This is a genomic window from Kitasatospora sp. NPDC022785, assembly GCF_055561295.1.
The window spans coordinates 458,044-478,017 of the sequence record NZ_JBVHHB010000001.1 but is presented as its reverse complement, the minus strand read 5'-3'; the positions used below and the strand labels follow the sequence as shown (position 1 = coordinate 478,017).

Here is a 19,974-nt window from a genome sequence, read left to right as displayed (position 1 = left end):
CCACCGTCGACACCCGTCTGGAGACACCCCGTGACCACCACCACCGTGAGCCGCCGCGGCTCCGTCGCAGACGCTGTGGCGGCCCCCGCGGCCGCCCCCTGCGAGCGCGGCGCCACCGTGTGGCTGACCGGGCTGCCGAGCGCCGGCAAGACCACGCTCGCCTTCGCCCTGGCCGAGCGGCTGCGCGCCGAGGGCCACAAAGTCGAGGTCCTGGACGGCGACGAGATCCGCGAGTTCCTCTCCAAGGGACTCGGCTTCACCCGCGAGGACCGGCACACCAACGTCACCCGGATCGGCTTCGTCGCCGAGAAGCTCGCCGCCAACGGCGTCAAGGTGCTCGCCCCGGTGATCGCCCCCTACGCGGACTCCCGCGCGGCGGTCCGCGACCGGCACGCCGCCCACGGCACCGACTTCCTGGAGATCCACGTCGCCACCCCGGTCGAGCTCTGCGCCGAGCGCGACGTCAAGGGGCTCTACGCCAAGCAGGCGGCCGGCGAACTCTCCGGCCTGACCGGCGTCGACGACCCGTACGAGGCCCCCGCGGACCCGGAGCTGCGACTGCAGACCCAGGGCCGCGAGGTGGCCGAGAGCGCCGCCGAGCTGCACGCCTTCCTGACCGAGAGGGGTCTCGCATGACCACCGCGACCGACAGCCTGATCCCGGCTCAGGACCCCGACAAGGATTCAAAGGGGCCTTTCGCGCTGTCCCACCTGGACGCGCTCGAGGCCGAGTCGGTGCACATCTTCCGTGAGGTCGCGGGGGAGTTCGAGCGTCCGGTGATCCTCTTCTCCGGCGGCAAGGACTCCATCGTCATGCTGCACCTGGCGCTCAAGGCCTTCTGGCCGGCCGCCGTCCCCTTCTCGCTGCTGCACGTCGACACCGGCCACAACTTCCCCGAGGTCATCGAGTACCGCGACCGGGTCGCGGCGAGGCACAACCTGCGCCTGCACGTCGCCCACGTCCAGGACTTCATCGACGACGGCCGGCTGCGCGAGCGCCCCGACGGCACCCGCAACCCGCTGCAGACCGTGCCCCTGCTCGACGCCATCGAGTCCCACAAGTTCGACGCGGTGTTCGGCGGCGGCCGCCGCGACGAGGAGAAGGCCCGCGCCAAGGAGCGCGTCTTCTCCCTGCGCGACGAGTTCGGCGCCTGGGACCCTCGCCGCCAGCGCCCCGAGCTCTGGTCGCTCTACAACGGCCGCCACGCCGCCGGCGAGCACGTGCGCGTCTTCCCGCTCTCCAACTGGACCGAGCTGGACGTCTGGCAGTACATCGAGCGCGAGGGCATCGAGCTCCCGGAGATCTACTACGCGCACGAGCGCGACGTCTTCTCCCGCGACGGCATGTGGCTGACCGCCGGCGAGTGGGGCGGCCCCAAGGAGAGCGAGCCGGTCCAGCGGCGCCTGATCCGCTACCGCACGGTCGGCGACATGTCCTGCACCGGAGCGGTCGACTCCGACGCCACCGACATCCAGGCCGTCATCGCCGAGATCGCCGCCAGCCGCCTCACCGAACGCGGCGCCACCCGGGCCGACGACAAGCTCTCCGAGGCCGCGATGGAAGACCGCAAGCGCGAGGGATACTTCTAAATGAGCACCACCACCGAGACCAGCGCCACCTCCCTGCTGCGCTTCGCCACCGCCGGCTCCGTCGACGACGGCAAGTCCACCCTGGTCGGCCGCCTGCTGCACGACTCCAAGTCCGTGCTGGCCGACCAGCTGGAGGCCGTCGAACGCGCCTCCCTCAGCCGCGGCCAGGAGGCACCCGACCTCGCACTGCTCACCGACGGCCTGCGCGCCGAACGCGAGCAGGGCATCACCATCGACGTCGCCTACCGCTACTTCGCCACCCCCCGGCGGCGGTTCATCCTCGCCGACACCCCCGGGCACGTGCAGTACACCCGCAACATGGTGACCGGCGCCTCCACCGCCGAGCTGGCCGTCGTCCTGGTCGACGCCCGCAACGGCGTGGTCGAGCAGACCCGCCGCCACGCCGCCGTGGCCGCGCTGCTGCGCGTGCCGCACGTGGTGCTGGCCGTCAACAAGATGGACCTGGTCGATTACGCGGAGCCCGTCTTCGCCGCCATCGCCGAGGAGTTCACCGCCTACGCCGCCTCGCTCGGCGTCAGGGACGTGGTGGCCGTCCCGATCTCGGCCCTCGCCGGCGACAACGTGGTCGAACCCTCCGCCCACATGGACTGGTACGGCGGCCCGACCCTGCTGGAGCACCTGGAGACGGTGCCGGTCGGCACCGACACGAGCGCCGAGCCGGCCCGCTTCCCCGTCCAGTACGTGATCCGCCCGCAGACCGACGAGCACCCCGACTACCGCGGCTACGCGGGCCAGTTGGCCTCCGGCGTGCTGCGCGTCGGCGACCCGGTGACGGTGCTGCCCTCCGGCCACACCACCACCGTCGCCGGCATCGACGCACTCGGCCGGGAAACGGACATCGCCTGGGCCCCCCAGTCGGTCACCGTCCGCCTCGCCGACGACATCGACATCTCCCGCGGCGACCTGATCGCGGCCGGCCCCGCCCCGCTGCCCACCAAGGACATCGAGGCCACCGTCAGCCACCTCAGCGAGCGCCCGCTGCGCACCGGTGACAAGGTCCTGCTCAAGCACACCACCCGCACCGTGCGCGCACTGGTCAAGGAGATCAGCTACCGGATCGACATCACCGCGCCGGTCAGCGACAGGGGCCTCGAACAGCGTTCCGCCCCCGAGGGGTTGAACGTCAACGACATCGGCCACGTGGTGCTGCGCACCGCCGAGCCGCTGGCACTCGACGGCTACTCCGACAACCGCCGCACCGGCTCGTTCCTGCTGATCGACCCGGCCGACGGCACCACCCTCACCGCCGGCATGGCGGGCGAGGCCTTCGAGACCGTACGCACCACCGACCCCGACGAGGAGGACTGGGTCTGATGCCCAGCGAGGCGTTCTCGGGCATGGACAAGGAAGGCGGCCGCATCGGCAGCGGCGTCCTCGGCAGCGGCCAGGGCGGCCTGACGCGATGTGTGGGCCGACGGGGCTGACACACAGCCCCGTCACCGGGCCGGCCGCTGTCCCTCCCCACAGCAGGCACAGCGACGCCGCCCGGCTTGCCCGGCATCCCCCGATGCCGCAAGCACCGCCTTGACCGATCTCCCTCCCGAGACCGCCTTCTGACGGTCCGTCCGTGAACAGGACTCCGCCCATGGCACCGAACCAGGCACTCCTCCATAGCCCCGCAAGCCCCGCCGCCGGCCGGATCAGACGCTCCGCCGCGGCCGCCGTGGCCGGCCTCACCGCCGTGGCGCTGCTCTCGGCCTGCGGCTACGGCTCGAAGAGCGACGACAAGAAGGCCGCGACGACGGCCGCGGCCGGTGATTCCGCCTCCGGCGCGAAGCTCTCCGCCGACACGGTCAGGATCGGCTACTTCGCCAACCTGACCCACGGCACCCCGCTGGTCGGCCTCCAGGAGGGCCTGTTCCAGAAGGAACTGGGCGCCACCCAGGTCAAGACCCAGGTCTTCAACGCGGGCCCGGCCGAGATCGAGGCGCTGAACGCCGGCTCCATCGACATCGGCTGGATCGGCCCCTCCCCGGCGATCAACGGCTTCACCAAGTCCGAGGGCAAGTCGCTGAAGATCATCAGCGGTTCGGCCTCCGGGGGGGTCAAGCTGGTGGTCAACCCGGACAAGATCGCCACCCTGGACGACCTCAAGGGCAAGAAGATCGCCACCCCGCAGCTGGGCAACACCCAGGACGTGGCGCTCCTCAACTACCTGGCCGGCAAGGGCTACAAGGTCGACCCCTCGTCCGGCGCCGGCGACGTGAGCGTGGTGCGCACCGACAACAAGGTCACCCCGGACGCCTACAAGCAGGGCTCGATCGACGGTGCCTGGGTGCCCGAGCCCACCGCGTCCAAGCTGGTCACCCTCGGCGCGAAGGTCCTGCTCAACGAGAAGGACGTCTGGCCGGACAAGAAGTTCGTGATCACCAACATCATCGTCTCGCAGAAGTTCCTCAGTGAGCACCCGGACGTGGTGGAGGCCGTGCTGCGCGGTTCGGTGAACACCAACGCCTTCATCAAGGCCAACCCGGACAAGGCCAAGGCCGACGCCAACGAGGCCATCAAGAAGGAGGCCGGCAACGCGCTGGAGCCGGCCGTCCTCGACCCGGCCTGGCAGGACATCGACTTCCTGGACGACCCGCTGGCCTCCACCCTGCAGGCCGAGGCCGACCACGCCGTCACCGCGGGTCTGCTCAAGAAGCCGAACCTGAACGGCATCTACGACCTCACGCTGCTCAACAAGGTGCTCGCGGCCAAGGGCCAGAGCCCCGTGGCGGACGCCGGCCTCGGCGCCAAGTAGCAGCGGTCGTACCGCACGGCCCGCACCCGAGCTCCGCGGTCCGGACCCCCGCCCGCCCGGTCGATGCCCGATCGATGCCCCAAGCACACGGGACGGGCGGGGCCCGGACCCCGGCCCCGAACCCCGCCACCCTCCCTCCTGGCCCGCCGACCGGCCGGAGGAGCCCATGACCGCCCCCAGCCTCCGGCTGGGAGGTGCCCCAGATGCAGGAGGTGTCCGGATGACCCCGGCACTGACCACCTCGGACGACGCCGCCGGCGTCGGCACCCGCGGCGGCTCGCCCGCCGTCCGGATCTCGCACGTGCACAAGTCCTTCGGCCGTCCCGGCGCGCAGACGCACGTCCTGGACGACATCACCCTCGACGTCGCGCCCGGCGAGTTCGTCACGCTGCTCGGCGCCTCGGGCTGTGGCAAGTCCACCCTGCTCAACCTGGTCGCCGACCTCGACAAGCCCACCCGCGGCACGATCGAGGTGACCGGGGGTCGCCCCGCGCTGATGTTCCAGGAGCACGCGCTGTTCCCCTGGCTCACGGCCGGCAAGAACATCGAACTCGCCCTCAAGCTCGCCGGTGTCCCCCGCCCCGAGCGCCGGGCCGAGGCCGAGCGGCTGCTCGAACTGGTCCGCCTCCAGGGCTCCTACGGCAAGCGCGTGCACGAGCTCTCCGGCGGCATGCGCCAGCGCGTCGCGATGGCCCGCGCGCTCGCCCAGGGCGGTTCGGTGCTGCTCATGGACGAGCCGTTCGCCGCGCTCGACGCCATCACCCGGGACGTCCTGCACGACGAGATCACCCGGATCTGGGCCGAACGCAAGCTCTCCGTCCTGTTCGTCACGCACAACGTGCGGGAGGCCGTCCGGCTCGCCCAGCGCGTGGTGCTGCTCTCCTCCCGCCCCGGCCGGGTCGCCCGTGAGTGGCGGATCGACCTGCCGCAGCCGCGCCGGATCGAGTCCTCCGGCGTCGCCGACCTGTCCATCGAGATCACCGAAGAACTGCGTGGGGAGATCCGTCGCCATGGCCAGCACTGACACCACCCCCGTCCTCGACAAGAGCCCCGCGTCCGACACCGCCGACGTCGGCGCCGGCCTGGACGCGCTGGACACCGTCTCCGCGCAGCGCAGTTCCACCGCCGAGATGTTCCGGCAGAAGGCCCTGCCGCCGCTGCTCGGCGTGGTCCTGGTACTCGCCCTCTGGCAGGGCGCCTACAGCCTGCACCTCACCAGCGCCTACAAGCTGCCCAGCCCGACCGACGTCTGGAACGCCGCCGGGGACCTCTGGACCGCCGGCACGCTGTTCTCGATCATCTGGACCAGCGTCTGGCGCGGCCTGTCCGGCTTCCTGATAGCGCTCGTCATCGGCACCCCGATCGGCCTGCTGGTCGCCCGGGTCAAGCCGGTGCGGGCCGCGCTCGGCCCCGTCCTCTCCGGACTCCAGTCGCTGCCCTCGGTCGCCTGGGTGCCGGCCGCGGTCATCTGGCTCGGCATCAACGACTCGATGATGTACGCGGTCATCCTGCTCGGCGCCGTCCCGTCCATCGCCAACGGCCTGGTGGCCGGCATCGACCAGGTGCCGCCGCTGTTCCTGCGCGCCGGGCGGACCATCGGCGCCACCGGCCTCGCGGGCGCCCGGCACATCCTGCTGCCGGCCGCGCTGCCCGGCTACCTGGCCGGCCTCAAGCAGGGCTGGGCGTTCTCCTGGCGCTCGCTGATGGCCGCCGAACTGGTCGCCTCCTCCCCCGACCTGGGCCTCGGCCTCGGCCGGTACCTGGAGAACCAGCGCGAGTTCTCCGACATGGCGGGCGTGCTGCTCGGCATCATCCTCATCCTGTTCGTCGGCATCGCCATCGAACTGCTCGTCTTCACCCCGGTCGAGCGCCGGGTCCTGCGCAACCGCGGCCTGCTGGCCGCCGTCAAGTAAGGCTCCCACCGTGCACGAAGGCCGGCTGTCCGTCGCCCCCGCCACCCCGGTGGCGGCGGGCGGTCCCGCCCTGCTGCTGATCGCCCACGGCAGCCGCGACCCCCGCCACGCCGCGACGGTGGCCGCCCTGGTCGCCCGGATGCGGGCGCTGCGGCCCGGGCTGGACGTCGCCACCGCCTACCTGGACCACTGCGCCCCGCGGATCCCGCAGGTGGTCTCCCGGCTCTCCGCCGCCGTGGCCGTCCCGCTGCTGCTCAACCGGGCCTTCCACGCCAAGCACGACATCCCCGCCGCCCTGCGTGCGACCGGCGCCGGCCTTCCGGTCGCCGACGTCCTCGGCCCGTCCCCGCTGCTGCTCGCCGCACTGGACCGCCGCCTCGCCGAGGCCGGGCTCGACCTCGCCTCCCCCGCCGTCCGTGCCCGCACCGGCGTCGTTCTCGCCGCGGCCGGCTCCTCCGACCCGGCCGCCGACGCCGCCACCCGCGCCGTCGCCGCCGAGTGGCGGCGCACCCGCGGCTGGGCCGGCGTCGAGGTCGCGTACGCCTCCGCCGCCGGCCCCCGCGTCCGCGACGCCGTCGCCGCCCTGCGCGCCACCGGCGCCCGTACCGTGGCCGTCGCCCCCTACCTCCTGGCCCCCGGCCTCCTCCCCGACCGCATCGCCGGGGCCGCCACCGACGCCGACCTGCTGGCGGCCGTCCTCGGCGCCGCCCCCGAGGTGGCCGGGCTGCTGCTGGAGCGCTACGACGACGCGCGCGCCCGCGCCCGGGTGCTCCCCGCGCTCACCGCCTGAACGCGGGCCCGGAAACGTCCTTCTCGGTCGTCAGACCCGCCGCAGGGTGAACGTGTCCGACGGCGTGCCCGCGATGGCCGCACCGAGACGGCCGAAGAGCTGGTAGACCGCGCCCCCGGGCCCCGGGGTGACGGCGGTGGGCAGCGGCTCCGCCGTGGGGCGGACGGCGACCGGGCGGGCACTGCGCCAGTGGTCGTCGGAGCGCAGCTCGACCGTGGCGTCGCGGCCCGCACCGCCGAAGTCGTTGGTCACACCGAGGATGCTGCCGTCCGGACGGCCCAGCATGCCGTCGAGGTGGAGCAGCGCGCCGCCGCCCCCGGCCACCTCGACCGGGCGCACCGCCTCCGGCCGCCGAACCGGCACCTGCCAGAGCGTGCCGTCGTCCCACTTGCCGACGACCAGCCGCCCGTCCCGGTAGACGATGCCGTTCAGGCCGACCTCCCCGGGCGGCGCGGCCAGCCGGGCGTCCCGGACCAGGACGGAGGCCGTGCCGTCCACCCCGATGCGGTAGACGACCGGCGCCCGCGAGTCGGTGACGTACGCGGTACCGTCCGGGCCGAAGGCGACGTCGTTGGCGAAGTGCGGACCGCCGTCCCCCGCCACCGCGGCCAGGTCGACGTAGAAGAGCCGCCGGCCGCTCCCGGTGTCGTAGGCGCCGAGCCCGGCCAGCAGGCCGCGGGTCGCGGCGGAGCTGCGCTCGCCGAGGCCGTTGTCCCCGTTGGCCACCAGGACCCTGCCGCGCGCCCTGTCCACGTGCAGACCGATGACCGAGACCAGGGTGTCGGGCTCGTCGACCAGGGTGCGGACGGTGCCGTCCGTCCCGACGGTGGAGACGGTACCGTGGCGCAGCGAGCCGACCAGGAACCGCCCGCGGGCCTCGTCCCAGGTCGCGCCCTCCGGCACGAGCGCGGGGGCGTGCCCCTCGATCACGGCGGGCGCCCGGAGGGCGGGGACGGCGGCGGCGGGCAGCGCGCCGGTGGTACCCAGCAGGACGGCGGTGGCCGCGGCGGCGACCACGGTGCGGCGGAGTGAGCTGTTCTGGCGTTCCATCAGGAATTCTCCCGCGAGTGCGATCCGTTGACGGGATCAAGCCTCGCGGGGCCGGAGGGGGCACGGCAGTGCGTGCGGATGCTGGTAGCGCGACTACCAGGGAGGGCGGGGGAATGGACGACACGGAGGTCCGCCGGAAGGCACTGTCGAGCTTCCTGCGCAGCCGGCGGGCCCGGCTGACGCCGGAGGACGTGGGCATGGCCCCCGGGGTGCGGCGGCGCACACCGGGGCTGCGGCGCGAGGAGCTGGCGCTGCTCGCCGGGGTCGGGGTCACCTGGTACACGTGGCTGGAGCAGGGGCGGGCGATCAACCCGTCCCCGGAGGTGCTGGCCAGCCTGGCCCGGACGCTGCGGCTGGACCGGGCGGAGACGGCGTACCTGTTCCGGCTGGCCGGCAGCCACCCGCGGGGAGACGAAGCCGCCGTGGCGGAGGAGGTCCCGGCTCCGTTGCTGCGGCTGCTGCACGCCCAGTGGCCCGCGCCGGCCTTCGTCCTGGACGCCGACTGGGACGTCCGCGCCTGGAACCCGGGCGCGGAGGCGCTGTTCGGGTTCTCCCGCCGGCCGCCGGAGGAGTGCAACGTGGCCTGGGTGGTGTTCACCGATCCGGTCCACCGGGCCCGGGTCGTCGGCTGGGAGGAGCACGCCCGGCGGCTGCTGGCGGAGCTGCGGTCGGCCTACGCCGAGCGCGGCGGCGACGGCGCTCCGGCGGCGCGGCGGCTGGCCCGGCTGATCGGGCGGCTGCGGGCGCAGTGCCCGGAGGCGGAGCGCTGGCTGGACGAGCACCGGGTACGGGAGCGGACGGGCGTGGAGAAGGACATCCGGCACGAGGAGGTCGGGCTGCTCCGGCTCGACCAGGTGGTCCTGCGGGCTCCCGGCGGGCTGCAGTTGCTGGTGCTGTCGCCGCGGGACGCGGAGACCGGGGAGCGCCTGCGCAGGCTCGCCCCGGCCGCCGCGACCGTCTGAGGCGCCGACCGGGCGTCAGGCCGGGACGTGCCAGACCTGGTTCTCGGCGCCGTTGCAGTCCCAGATGCCGAGCTGGTTGCCGTTGTTCGTGGCGAAGCCGAGGTCGTCGAGGCAGCGGCCGGACTGCGGGTTGAGGATCGAACCGTCGGCGCGGACCTGCCACTGCTGGGCGCCGGTGCCGTTGCAGGAGTAGAGCTGGACCTTGGTGCCGTTGGCGGTCCCGGCGGCGGTGACGTCCATGCACCTGCCGAACGCGCGGATCGTCCCGTCGGTGGCGATCTTCCACTGCTGGGCGCCGGTGCCGTTGCAGTCCCAGATCTGCACGGGCGTGCGGTCGGCCGCGCTGGCGCCCTTCACGTCCACGCACTTGCCCGCGTAGCCGGTGATCTGGCCGACCGGCCCGCCCGGCTGCGGCGGGACCTTGGGGCCGGCCACGATCCTGGGGAACATGACGGTCTCGTTGATGCCGCACTGGGCGGAGGCGGTGCCGTCGCCGACCACCACGAAGCTGTTGACCGGGCGGGAGAACCGGGCCGTGTGGTCGGGGTTCCACCACTCGCAGCTCGCGGTGACGTACCAGCTCTGGAGCGGGTCGATGCCGGTACAGGAGCCGTAGGCGCTCCACCCGCCGACGTAGGCGGAGCAGCCCCCGGCGGCCTGGGCGGTGGCGGCCGGAGCGGTCAGCGCGGCGGCGCCGGCGAGCAGTGAGGTGGCCAGTACTGCGGCGGTACGACGCATCAGGAAGATCCTTCCGAAGACGGTTGACCGGAGGAACTCGCGCTCGGACAACGTGTTGTGACCGTGTGCCAGATGTGCGGTTCCGGTGAAGCCTCTGGGGAAGGTGTGACGGCCGTCAACCGCACGGGCGCTAATCCGCCATCGCTCCGTTCACGGAGTACGTCCGGGGGCCGTGGGCCGGACGGGGCACGAACAGCGCCACCGCCGGCCGGGCCCGGGTCCGGACGGGTGGCGGGCGGCCCCACGATCCGGCCGGAAAGAGCCCGGGCGGCGCGGCGCCGGGGCCCGGCGGCGGGGGCGCTGCGGCGGGGGCGCGGCGGCGGAAAGGCCGACGGCGGCGGAAAGGCGGACGGCCCGGCTCCCCCGCGAGGGGGAGCCGGGCCGTCGTTCGAAGCCGGTCGCCCGGCGTTCGGTGCTCGGCGTCAGTCGGCCTTGCGGCGCTGGCGGCCGGTGCCGTAGTTGGAGCCGGACTTGGCGCCGGAGCCGGGCTTGGCACGCCCCGAGGAGCGGCCGATGAAGCCGGCGGCCTGACGGGTGCCGCCGCCGCCCTGCCCGCCGCCGGCACCGCCGATGCGCTGCTTCGGGCGGGGGCGGCGCGGGTTGCCGTTCATGTCCACGTCGGTGGGCAGGCCGGAGCGCTTGCCGGGCCGGCGGCGGGGCGCGCCGTTGCCGGCCGCCTTGCCCTCGGCGGCGGGCGCCGCGGCCGGCGCCGGGACGGCCACGCTGACGGGCACGCCGCTGGGCGTGCGGGCGCCGGTGATCCGGCTCAGCTCGGCGTCGCCCGGGCGGATCTTGGTGGTGGTCGGGCGGATGCCGGCCACCGTCATCAGCCGGCTGACCTCGCGCCGCTGGTCGGGCAGGACCAGGGTGACGACGGTGCCGGACTCGCCGGCCCGGGCGGTGCGACCGCCGCGGTGCAGGTAGTCCTTGTGGTCGATCGGCGGGTCGACGTTGACGACCATGTCGAGGCCGTCGATGTGGATGCCGCGGGCGGCGACGTTGGTGGCGATCAGCGCGGTGACGTGGCCGTCGCGGAACTGGTCGAGCACCCGGTTGCGCTGCGGCTGGGACTTGCCGCCGTGCAGCGCGGCCGCCTTCACGCCGTTGGCCAGCAGCTGCTTGGCGAGGCGGTCGGCGCCGTGCTTGGTGTGCACGAACATGATCAGCCGGCCGTCGCGGGAGGCGATGTGCGCGGTGGCGGAGGCCTTGTCGGCCGGGTCCAGCTGGAGCACGTGGTGGTCCATGGTGGTGACCGCGCCGGCCGACGGGTCGACCGAGTGGGTCACCGGGTCGGTCAGGAAGCGCTTGACCAGGCGGTCCACGTTGCGGTCCAGGGTGGCGGAGAACAGCATCCGCTGACCGCCCTCGGCGACCTGCTCCAGCAGCTTGGTGACCTGCGGCAGGAAGCCCATGTCGGCCATCTGGTCGGCCTCGTCGAGGACGGTGATGGCCACGTCCGCGAGCACGACGTCGCCCCGGTTGATCAGGTCGTCCAGCCGGCCCGGGGTGGCCACCAGCACCTCGGCGCCGCGGCGCACGGCGTTGGCCTGCCGGGTGATCGACATGCCGCCGACGACGGTGGCGATCCGCAGGTTGACGGCGGTCGCGTACGGGGTGAGCGCCTCGGTGACCTGCTGGGCCAGCTCGCGCGTGGGCGTCAGGACGAGCGCCAGCGGGTGGCGGGCGTCGGCACGCCTGCCGGCGGTGCGGGCGAGCAGCGGCAGGCCGAAGGCGAGCGTCTTGCCGGAGCCGGTGCGGCCGCGGCCGAGCACGTCGCGGCCGGCGATGGAGTCCGGCAGGGTGGCGGCCTGGATGGGGAACGGCTCGGTGACGCCCTCGCGGGTGAGCGCGTTCAGGATGCCCTTGGGCAGCTCCAGCTCGCCGAAGCTCGCCGCCGGGGGCCGGGCCGGGGTGCCCTCGACGACAGTGAAGTCGGCGGGCGCCTGGGCGGCGCGCGGGGCGTTGTTGCGGGGTGCGCCGTTGCGGGCGGCGCGCGGGGCACCGCCGGTGCGCGGGGCGCCGCCGCCGGTGCGGCTGCGCGGCTTGCGCGGGCGGTCGCCGCCGGTGCGGTCACCGGCCGTACGGTCGCCGGCGGTGCGGTCGGTGCGGCGGTTGGTGCGGTCGCCGTCACGGGGCGAGCGGGCAGGGGTGGTCACGGAGTCTCCGTCCGATGGAAGGCACAGCCCCTGTCGGGGCTGGTCGGCCGTCGGGATGGAGTTCGCCGCCCCGGCCGTTCGGCGGCATGCGCGAGGGCCCGCACCGTGCGGTACGGGCCCTCGCTACGCGAGATCGCGAGTCAGCTCGGAAGCTGGACTCAGATGACGCGGATGTTCTCGGCCTGCGGGCCCTTCTGGCCCTGCGTGACGTCGAACTCGACCTTCTGGCCCTCGACGAGCTCACGGAAGCCCTGGGCGTTGATGTTCGAGTAGTGGGCGAACACGTCAGCGCCGCCACCGTCCTGCTCGATGAAGCCGAAGCCCTTTTCGCTGTTGAACCACTTCACGGTGCCGGTAGCCATAACCGTCTCCTCATAAAACTGGGGCATCAGGGTCCACACCTCGTGAACCCCAAGTAGCCGCGATCCCCATCCGGAGACTGAAACACCGGACAAAACAAATGCGCCTGTTGGGTTGAACCAGCAGGCGCACACAAACGTTCATGGGAACCAAAACTGCAACTGCTCCGACTGTAGCACGAGGGCACCCGGATTGACCGGGGACTTTTTGCCGACCACGTCACGTTTGCCGCCGCACGGAAAGGGGCACGCGGCGCCCGCCGGAGCGGACGCCGCGTGCCTGCCGTGCACCGGGGACGGTCAGTGCCGTCCGGCCGGCTCCGGCACACCGTGCGGACCGGCCACCGGGGTGGGGCCGGACTGGTGCTGGTCGTCGGCGCCGTGGCCGGGCCACCAGGCGGCGCGGCCGATCAGCGCGGTGATGGCCGGGGTGAAGAACATCGCCATCACGAAGGCCGCCAGGAAGATGCCGAAGGCCAGCGCGAAGCCGAGCTCCATGAAGAGGGTGTTCCCCGCCAGCATGAAGGTCGCGAAGGACGCCGCCAGGATGAAACCGGCCGCAGCGACGGTCGGGCCGCCGTGCTTGACGGCCTCGCGGGCCGCCTCGCGCGGGCTTCGGCCCGCGCGGGCCTCCTCGCGAAGGCGGGCGATGATCAGGATGTTGTAGTCGGTCCCGATCGCCACCACGAACAGATAGATGAAGATCGGCAGCATGAACATCAGACCGGGTTCGCCCTTGATGTTCTGGAAGATCAGCGTGGTGGAGCCGAGCGTCGCACCGAAGCCGAGGCCCACCGAGGCCATCAGGTACCAGGGGGCGACCACGCTGCGCAGCTGCAGACCGAGGATGATCATGATGAGCAGCGCCGCAAGCGGGAAGACCAGCTTGTAGTCGTGCGCCATCGCGGTGTTGATGTCCTTGTAGACGGACGTGGTGCCGCCGACGAGGGCCTTGCTGCCGGCCGGGGCCGACGAGTGCGCGACGTCCCGGAGCTTGCCGACGGTGTCGATGGCCTCGTTGGTGGCCGGCCCGTCCTTGAGCATGACCGTGAACGTGGCGGTGGCGCCGTCGGCGCTGATGGTCTTGTCCTTGACCGGCGGCACCACGGAGGCGACGCCGTCGACCGCGCCGAGCTTCGCTGCGTAGTCCTTGAAGCCGGCCTCGTCGAGCTTGGCGCCGTTGGTGCCCGTCAGGTACACGTGACTCGGGTCGGCGGCGCCGGCCGAGAACGCCGTCATCACCTTGTCCTGGACGACCATCGACTCCTTGCTCTTGGGCATGGAGCTGCCCGCCAGGTCGAAGGTGCCGTTGTAGTTGATGCCGGCCAGGGCCAGCGCCGCCAGCAGACCGCCGGAGACCAGGGCCACCAGGCCCGGCTTCTTGCCGGTCATCCGGCCGAGCGCGGCGAAGCGGGCGTTGGCGGGCTCCTGCATCCACTTCTTGCCGGGCCAGAAGACCCCGCGGGACGGGATGACGGCGAGGACGGCCGGGGCCAGGGTGAGCGCGACCAGGGCGGTGGCGACCACGGCGATGGCCAACGCGGGGCCCAGGGCGGTGAACATGCCCAGGCTGGAGAGGATCAGCACCGCGAAGGCGACGGCGACCGCGCCGGCCGCCGAGGCGATGGCCTCGCCGACCCGGCCGACCGCGTTGGCCACGGCCTCCTTGCGGTCGTCACCTGCCCGCAGCCGCTCGCGGTAGCGGAACGCCAGGAAGAGGAAGTAGTCGGTGCCGACGCCGAGCACGACGATGATCAGGATCGCCGAGGTCATCGGTGACGATTCGAGCTTGAACAGCTTGATCGCGTCGTTGATCAGACCGTTGGACACGGGCATCGCGACCACGAGCGACAGCAGGACCGGCAGGATGCCGGCCAGGATGCTCCGGAAGATGATGCCGACGATCAGGATGACCAGCACCAGGCTGCCCAGCATGACGATGGCATCGGTCGCGCCGGAGGCCTCCTTCTGGTCCAGACTGCTCCCCGCCTGCCCGCCGACCTGGAACTTCAGCCCGGTGTCGGCGGCCAGCTTGGTGCCCTCCGAACGCAGCTTCTTGGCCGCTTCGGTGAACTCGTCGGTCTGCATCTTGGCCTTGTCGATGGCAACGCTCGACAGGGCGTACTTGCCGTCCTTGGACTTCGCGTCACCGACCGGCAGGATCTTCTCGACCGCGGGAATGTGCTGGTCGGTCAGGCCGTTGACGATCTTGTCCATCGAGTCCTGGTCGGCCGCCGTCAGCGGGGCACCGTCGGTGCGCTCGAAGAGGAGCAGCGCGGACGGCGTGAACGCGGACGGGAAGGCCTTCTCCTGGATCTGCGCGGCCTGGATGGACTCGTAGTGCTTGGGAAGGAACGCCGACTCGTCGGTCTGCGCGGTGATCTTCGGCGCGGTGGCGACGATGGCGATCATCGCGACGACCCACGCCGCGATCACCCACCAGGCGCGGCGGACGATGAATTGTCCTAGTCGGTGGAACATGCTCGTGATGCCTCCTGGGCATGGTTCACCGCCAGCCCTTGGGGGACGGGACGTCGGGCGACGGAGGACCGGCAAGGGCATGGCACGAGGCTCGCCCCTAGCCGGTCGGCAGGTAAGTGAGTCTGAGGACATCATCCTACGAGTACTTGCTTGCCGCCCGGCAAGCGGCCCCCGTAAAGCCGACCCCCTCGGGGAACGCCCATCGGCGCCCCACACCATCTTGACCCGCCGCCTGGCCTCTTGACCTCGTGCTCCGGGTGGAGACAGCTCCCCCTCAGGGTGGACTTCGCACCCGGCCCCAAGGAGGAGAAGTCAGGGTTCCCCGGTAGGGATAACCCCACCCCGCCCCCCGGGCAGACCCCAGGGAGAACTCCCCCGCCAGCCGGATACCCCGCCAACCTCCCCTTTTCTACTGTCGGTTGAGACGCCGGACCCACAGCCGGCGCCCGATACCGGCGGCCCGCCCGACCTCTCGGCCGGCCACCGCCGCTCTCCCAGGGGGATTCCCGTGAAGACCAGGCTCGGCACAGCTGCGGCCATGGGCGCCTGGAGCGCCCGCCACAGAAAGACGGCCGTCTTCGGCTGGCTGCTCTTCGTCGTCCTCGCCGCCTACCTCGGCGGCGTGCACGGCAGTACCGAGGTCAAGGAGTCCGAGGCGATGCCCGGCCAGGTCTCCCGCGCGGCCAGGATCCTCGACGACGCCGGGCTGAAGTCCCCGGCGAGCGAGACCGTCCTGATCCAGAGTGCCTCGCTCGTCGCCGACGACCCGGCCTTCCGGGCCACCGTCGAGCAGGTGATCACCGGTGTCGGCGCCACCGGCAAGGCCGCCGACATCCGCTCCCCGTACGACACCCGGGCGGTCTCGCCGGACGGCCACTCGGCGCTCGTCCAGCTGACGCTCAAGGGGGAGCACGAGGACGCCGTCAGGAACGTCCCGGCCGTCCTGGACGCCGTCGCCGCCGTGCAGAAGCAGCACCCCGGCCTCACCGTGGTCGAGCTCGGCGACGCCAGCTCCGGCAAGTGGATCGACGAGCAGTTCTCCGACGACTTCGCCCGCGCCGAGTGGACGGCCGTGCCGCTCGCCCTCGGCATCCTGCTGGTCGCCTTCGGCGCACTGGTCGCCGCCGTCCTGCCCGTCGTGCTCGCCATCACCGCCTTCGTCGCGGCCGGCGGACTGGTCGCGCTGAGCAGCGGGTTCCTGCACACCAGCAACAACGCCAGCTCGGTGATGCTGCTGGTGGGCCTCGCCGTCGGCGTCGACTACTGCCTCTTCTACCTGCGCCGCGAGCGCGAGGAGCGGGCCGCCGGGCGGGACCTGGAGACCGCGCTGAAGATCGCCGCCGCCACCAGCGGCCGGGCCGTCCTGGTCTCCGGCGTCACCGTGGTGGTCGCCATGGCCGGCATGTTCCTCACCGGCATCGCCGAGTTCCAGGCCATGTCCTACGCCACCATCGTGGTCGTCATCACCGCGGTGCTCGGTTCGCTCACCGTGCTGCCCGCGCTGCTCTCGATGCTCGGCGACCGGGTCGAGAAGGGCCGCGTCCCCTTCCTCGCCGAGCTGCGCCGCCCCGGCACCGCCCCCGCCGGCGGCCGGGTCTGGAACGCGATCCTCACCCCGGTGCTGCGCCGCCCGCTCGCCGCCACCGTCCTGGCCGGCGCGCTGCTGGTCGGCCTGGCCGCACCGCTGGTCACCATGCACACCGCCAACCTCACGTTCCAGCAGCAACTGCCCGAGGGCAACGCGCTGGTCGCCGCCTCGCAGAAGATCGAGGCGGCCTTCCCCGGCAGCCCGGCACCCGCCACCGTGGTGATCAAGGCCGCCGACATCGACTCCCCGGCGATGACCGCCGCCATCGCGGGCCTCAAGGAGAAGGCGCTGGCCAGCGGGCGGATGCACGGCCCGGTGGAGGTCACCGTCCACCCCGACAAGAACATCGCCACCGTCGACATCCCGCTCAACGGCAGCGGCAACGACGCGACCAGCAACGCCGCCCTGAAGACCCTGCGCACCGAGATCGTCCCCGCCACCGTGCTCCGGGTGGCCGGCACCGAGGCCCCGGTCACCGGGCGCACCGCCGGCTCGTACGACTTCAACGAGAAGATGACCGGCTCGATGCCGCTGGTCTTCGGCTTCGTGGTGGCCTTCGCCTTCCTGCTGATGCTCACCTCGTTCCGCTCCCTGGCCGTCGCCGCCACCGCCGTGGTGCTCAACCTGCTCTCGGTCGGCGCCGCCTACGGGGTGCTGACGCTGGTCTTCCAGCACGGGGTGGGCGCCTCGCTGCTGGGCACCGCCGGGGTCGGCGCGGTCGAGTCCTGGGTGCCGCTCTTCCTCTTCGTGATCCTCTTCGGCCTCTCGATGGACTACCACGTCTTCGTCGTCTCCCGGATCAAGGAGGGCCGCGACCGGGGCCTGCCGACCAGGACCGCCATCGCGCACGGCATCCGCTCCACGGCCGGGGTGGTCACCAGCGCCGCGGTGATCATGGTGGCGGTGTTCGCGGTCTTCGGCACCCTCTCGATGCAGGCGATGAAGCAGATGGGCGTCGGCCTGGCGGTCGCCGTACTGATCGACGCGACGCTCATCCGCGCGGTGCTGCTGCCCTCGGTGATGACCCTGCTCGGCGAGCGCAACTGGTACCTGCCGTCCTGGCTGCGGTGGCTGCCCGACCTCTCGCACGGCGAGTCCTTCCGCCCGGTCGGCGCCCACGGCCCGGCGGCCGCCCCGGCGCCCGCCACCGACGGCGCCCGCCACCGCCGGATCGCCGTCTGATCCCGCGGCAGTACGACGACGCATCAGGGCCGGGCCCCGCATCACGCGGGGCCCGGCCCGCGTTTGCCAGAATGATCACCGTCCCGCAGGGCCCGGCACGTGCCACCGGACCCGCCCTCCGCCACCGCCACCGCCCGCCACCCGCCACCCGCCACCCGCCACCCGCCACCACGGAACGGAGTCCGCCATGCTCCCCTTCGACGAGGGCCGTGCCCGGCTGCTGCTCGCCCACGCCTGTGAGTCCGCCGGCCTGCCCGGCCCCGGCGACGCCCGGCTGCTCGCGCTCGGCGAGAACGCCGTCTTCGACCTCGGCGACCCGGCCGTGGTCGCCAAGGTCGGCCGTGGCCCCGAGCTGTACGAGCGCGCGCACCACGAACTCGCCGTCGCCCACTGGCTGGCCGGCCGGGATGTCCCCGTGGTCCGCCCCTACGACGGCGTGCCGCCCGAGCCGCAGATCGCCCACGGACACCCCGTCACCTTCTGGCACCGGCTCGCGCCCGCCGTCCGGCCCGCCCGGCCCGCCGACCTCGCGCCGCTGCTGCGCGCCCTGCACCGGCTCCCCCCGCCGCCCTTCCCGCTCGACCGCCGCGACCTCCTCGCCCCGGTCGAGCGCTGGCTCGCCTCCGCCGAAGGGCACGTCGACCCGGCCGACGTCGCCTTCCTGCGCCACCGCCGGGACGCCTTCGCGGCCGCCCTGCCCGACCTCCCCCCGCACCTGCCGGCCGGTGTGATCCACGGCGACGCGCTGCCGCGCAACGTGCACGTCGGCCCGGACGGGCCCGTCCTGCTCGACCTGGAGAACGTCTCGCACGACCTGCGCGAGCACGACCTGGTCGTGCTGGCGCTCAGCCACGACCGGTACGGCGTCCCCGCCGAGGAGTACGGGGCGTTCACCGCGGCGTACGGCTGGGACGTCCGGGAGTGGGCCGGTTTCGCGGTGCTGCGCGGGGCCCGGGAGACGGCCAGCGCCTCCTGGGTGGCGCAGCAGGCGCCGGGCAACCCGGCCGCGCTCGCCGAGTTCCGCCGCCGGGTGGAGTCGCTGCGCGCGGGGGCGACGGACGTGCGCTGGTACCCGTTCTGACGGTCGTGCGGCTCCTGGCCCGCATCCTTGCGGGCGTCCTTGAGGGCGTCCCCGCGGACGTCCTTGTGGAGCGCAACCGGACGTGGTCGGATCGGCGTCCTATCTGACAGTCAGCCTGAAACGGCCTGACCCAGGGGATCGGGATCACCTCCGCACCCGAGGAGCCGCAGACATGCCCGAACACGCCACCTCGCAGCGCGCCTCGTCGTCCGCCCGTCACCGCCGCCGACCGCTGGTCGCGGGCTGTATCGCGGTGGCCGCCGCCCTGGGCCTGACCGCCTGCGGCACCGCCAACGGCGCGCTCCAGCCGCAGCCGAGCGTCACCGCGTCGGGTCCGGTCACCCCGGCGCCCTCGGCTTCGTCTCCCGCCGCCCCGGCCTCCTCCCCCGGCGGCCCCACCTCGGCCGGGCCGTCCTCTTCCACGCCGACCGCGCCGAGCGCACCCGGCACGCCGAGCGAACCCGACACACCGGGCACGCCGGGCACACCGAAGCCGACCGCGCCCAAACCCCCACCGAGCACCTCCAAGCCGCCGACGCACGCTCCGGCGCAGAGCCCCACGCAGGGCCCGACGCACGCTCCGGCCACCCCGCCGGCCACCCGTCCGCCCACCACGACGCCGGCCCCGCCCCCGCCGCCCGCGAGCGGGGTGTCCACCACGGTGGTCAGCTCCACGGCCTCCGGCGGCCGGACGGTCGCCCTCACCTTCGACGACGGCCCCGGCCCGGCCACCGGTCCGGTCCTCGACCTGCTCGCCCAGTACGGCGTGCGGGCGACGTTCTGCCTGGTCGGCCAACAGGCCGCCGCCAACCCGGCGTTGGTCAAGCGGATCGTCGCCGACGGCCACCGGCTCTGCGACCACACCGTCGACCACCCGCAGCCGTTCGCCGCGCTCTCGCACGACCGGGCCGTGTACGAGATCTCCAAGGGCAAGGACATGATCGTCCAGGCCGGCGGCCCGGGCACCAAGGTCACCTGGTTCCGCGCCCCCGGCGGCGGGTTCACCGCCGACAACCAGCGGATCGCCGCCGACCTCGGCCTGCGCCCGCTCGGCTGGTCCGTCGACCCGCGCGACTGGTCCCGCCCCGGTGTCGCGTCGATCGTCTCCACCGTGAAGAGCCAACTCAGGCCCGGCGGCGTGGTCCTGATGCACGACGGCGGCGGCGACCGCAGCCAGACCGTCGCCGCACTGAAGCAGCTGCTGCCCTGGCTGGCAGCCCAGGGCTACCGCTTCGACTTCCCGGTGAGCTGACCGGTTCGTCCGCCGCATCCCCTGCGGTCGGCCGAAGTCGACCACCGCAGGGGCCCACCCGCCGTCCGC

Annotated in this window: 17 protein-coding genes; 11 read left to right on the top strand and 6 right to left on the bottom strand. The window is 73.1% G+C overall.

Going from position 1 to position 19,974, the window contains the following annotated elements; all coding sequences use genetic code 11:
- Positions 1–75: 75 nt before the first annotated feature.
- The 7 genes from cysC to ACZ3YO_RS02025 all read left to right on the top strand — a co-directional run bounded on the left by cysC (position 76) and on the right by ACZ3YO_RS02025 (position 7,056).
- Positions 76–636 (top strand): adenylyl-sulfate kinase, encoded by a 561-nt coding sequence (gene cysC, locus ACZ3YO_RS02055; protein WP_465564164.1) that lies wholly within the window; start codon positions 76–78, stop codon positions 634–636.
- Positions 633–1,589, top strand: coding sequence for a sulfate adenylyltransferase subunit CysD (gene cysD / locus ACZ3YO_RS02050; protein WP_465563581.1), 957 nt, complete (start codon positions 633–635; stop codon positions 1,587–1,589). Before cysC ends, cysD begins: the two co-directional genes overlap by 4 nt.
- Positions 1,590–2,924 (top strand): sulfate adenylyltransferase subunit 1, encoded by a 1,335-nt coding sequence (locus tag ACZ3YO_RS02045; RefSeq protein ID WP_465563579.1) that lies wholly within the window; start codon positions 1,590–1,592, stop codon positions 2,922–2,924. It abuts the gene before it with no gap.
- Positions 2,925–3,195: 271 nt separating this feature from the next.
- Positions 3,196–4,353, top strand: a complete 1,158-nt coding sequence (locus tag ACZ3YO_RS02040) for an aliphatic sulfonate ABC transporter substrate-binding protein (RefSeq protein ID WP_465563576.1) — start codon at positions 3,196–3,198, stop codon at positions 4,351–4,353.
- 220 nt (positions 4,354–4,573) lie between these two features.
- Positions 4,574–5,377 carry an ABC transporter ATP-binding protein gene (locus ACZ3YO_RS02035; protein ID WP_396319251.1) on the top strand — a complete coding sequence of 268 codons (804 nt, stop codon included), beginning with the start codon at positions 4,574–4,576 and terminating at the stop codon, positions 5,375–5,377.
- On the top strand, positions 5,364–6,266 hold the full coding sequence (locus ACZ3YO_RS02030; RefSeq protein ID WP_465563574.1) for an ABC transporter permease: 903 nt from the start codon (positions 5,364–5,366) through the stop codon (positions 6,264–6,266). The genes ACZ3YO_RS02035 and ACZ3YO_RS02030 overlap by 14 nt, the downstream gene beginning before the upstream one ends.
- Positions 6,267–6,276: 10 nt before the next feature.
- On the top strand, positions 6,277–7,056 hold the full coding sequence (locus ACZ3YO_RS02025; protein ID WP_465563571.1) for a sirohydrochlorin chelatase: 780 nt from the start codon (positions 6,277–6,279) through the stop codon (positions 7,054–7,056).
- Between the two features lie 30 nt (positions 7,057–7,086).
- On the opposite strand, the gene ACZ3YO_RS02020 is transcribed toward ACZ3YO_RS02025, so the two are convergent.
- Positions 7,087–8,106, bottom strand: coding sequence for an SMP-30/gluconolactonase/LRE family protein (locus tag ACZ3YO_RS02020; RefSeq protein WP_465563568.1), 1,020 nt, complete (start codon positions 8,104–8,106; stop codon positions 7,087–7,089).
- 113 nt (positions 8,107–8,219) lie between these two features.
- Between ACZ3YO_RS02020 and ACZ3YO_RS02015 the strand changes: the two genes are divergently transcribed.
- Positions 8,220–9,068: a helix-turn-helix transcriptional regulator gene (locus ACZ3YO_RS02015; RefSeq protein ID WP_465563565.1), complete on the top strand. Its 849-nt coding sequence runs from the start codon at positions 8,220–8,222 to the stop codon at positions 9,066–9,068.
- A 15-nt stretch (positions 9,069–9,083) separates the two neighbouring features.
- Here the strand turns inward: ACZ3YO_RS02015 and ACZ3YO_RS02010 are convergent, their stop codons facing one another.
- From ACZ3YO_RS02010 to ACZ3YO_RS01995, 4 genes are all read right to left on the bottom strand, one after another.
- Positions 9,084–9,806, bottom strand: coding sequence for a ricin-type beta-trefoil lectin domain protein (locus ACZ3YO_RS02010; RefSeq protein WP_465563563.1), 723 nt, complete (start codon positions 9,804–9,806; stop codon positions 9,084–9,086).
- 422 nt (positions 9,807–10,228) lie between these two features.
- Complete coding sequence (locus ACZ3YO_RS02005) at positions 10,229–11,962, bottom strand: DEAD/DEAH box helicase (protein WP_465563560.1); 1,734 nt, start codon at positions 11,960–11,962, stop codon at positions 10,229–10,231.
- Between the two features lie 158 nt (positions 11,963–12,120).
- Positions 12,121–12,324 carry a cold-shock protein gene (locus ACZ3YO_RS02000; RefSeq protein ID WP_148645627.1) on the bottom strand — a complete coding sequence of 68 codons (204 nt, stop codon included), beginning with the start codon at positions 12,322–12,324 and terminating at the stop codon, positions 12,121–12,123.
- A gap of 297 nt (positions 12,325–12,621) precedes the next feature.
- Positions 12,622–14,802 carry an MMPL family transporter gene (locus ACZ3YO_RS01995; protein ID WP_465563556.1) on the bottom strand — a complete coding sequence of 727 codons (2,181 nt, stop codon included), beginning with the start codon at positions 14,800–14,802 and terminating at the stop codon, positions 12,622–12,624.
- Between the two features lie 538 nt (positions 14,803–15,340).
- Here ACZ3YO_RS01995 and ACZ3YO_RS01990 point away from each other — a divergent pair.
- Entirely contained in the window at positions 15,341–17,572 is a 2,232-nt protein-coding gene (locus tag ACZ3YO_RS01990; RefSeq protein WP_465564161.1) for an MMPL family transporter, read from the top strand.
- Positions 17,573–17,759: 187 nt separating this feature from the next.
- A complete protein-coding gene (locus ACZ3YO_RS01985; protein WP_465563553.1) occupies positions 17,760–18,653 on the top strand; it encodes a phosphotransferase enzyme family protein in 894 nt (297 codons plus the stop codon).
- 216 nt (positions 18,654–18,869) lie between these two features.
- Here ACZ3YO_RS01985 and ACZ3YO_RS01980 read toward each other — a convergent pair whose 3' ends face one another.
- The gene (locus ACZ3YO_RS01980; RefSeq protein WP_465563550.1) at positions 18,870–19,328 is read right to left on the bottom strand and encodes a hypothetical protein; all 459 of its coding nucleotides are present in this window, start codon (positions 19,326–19,328) and stop codon (positions 18,870–18,872) included.
- On the opposite strand from ACZ3YO_RS01980, the gene ACZ3YO_RS01975 reads away from it, so the two are divergent.
- Positions 19,315–19,905 (top strand): polysaccharide deacetylase family protein, encoded by a 591-nt coding sequence (locus tag ACZ3YO_RS01975; RefSeq protein ID WP_465563547.1) that lies wholly within the window; start codon positions 19,315–19,317, stop codon positions 19,903–19,905. The two genes, ACZ3YO_RS01980 and ACZ3YO_RS01975, sit on opposite strands and share 14 nt — an antisense overlap.
- The last annotated feature ends 69 nt before the right edge of the window (positions 19,906–19,974 follow it).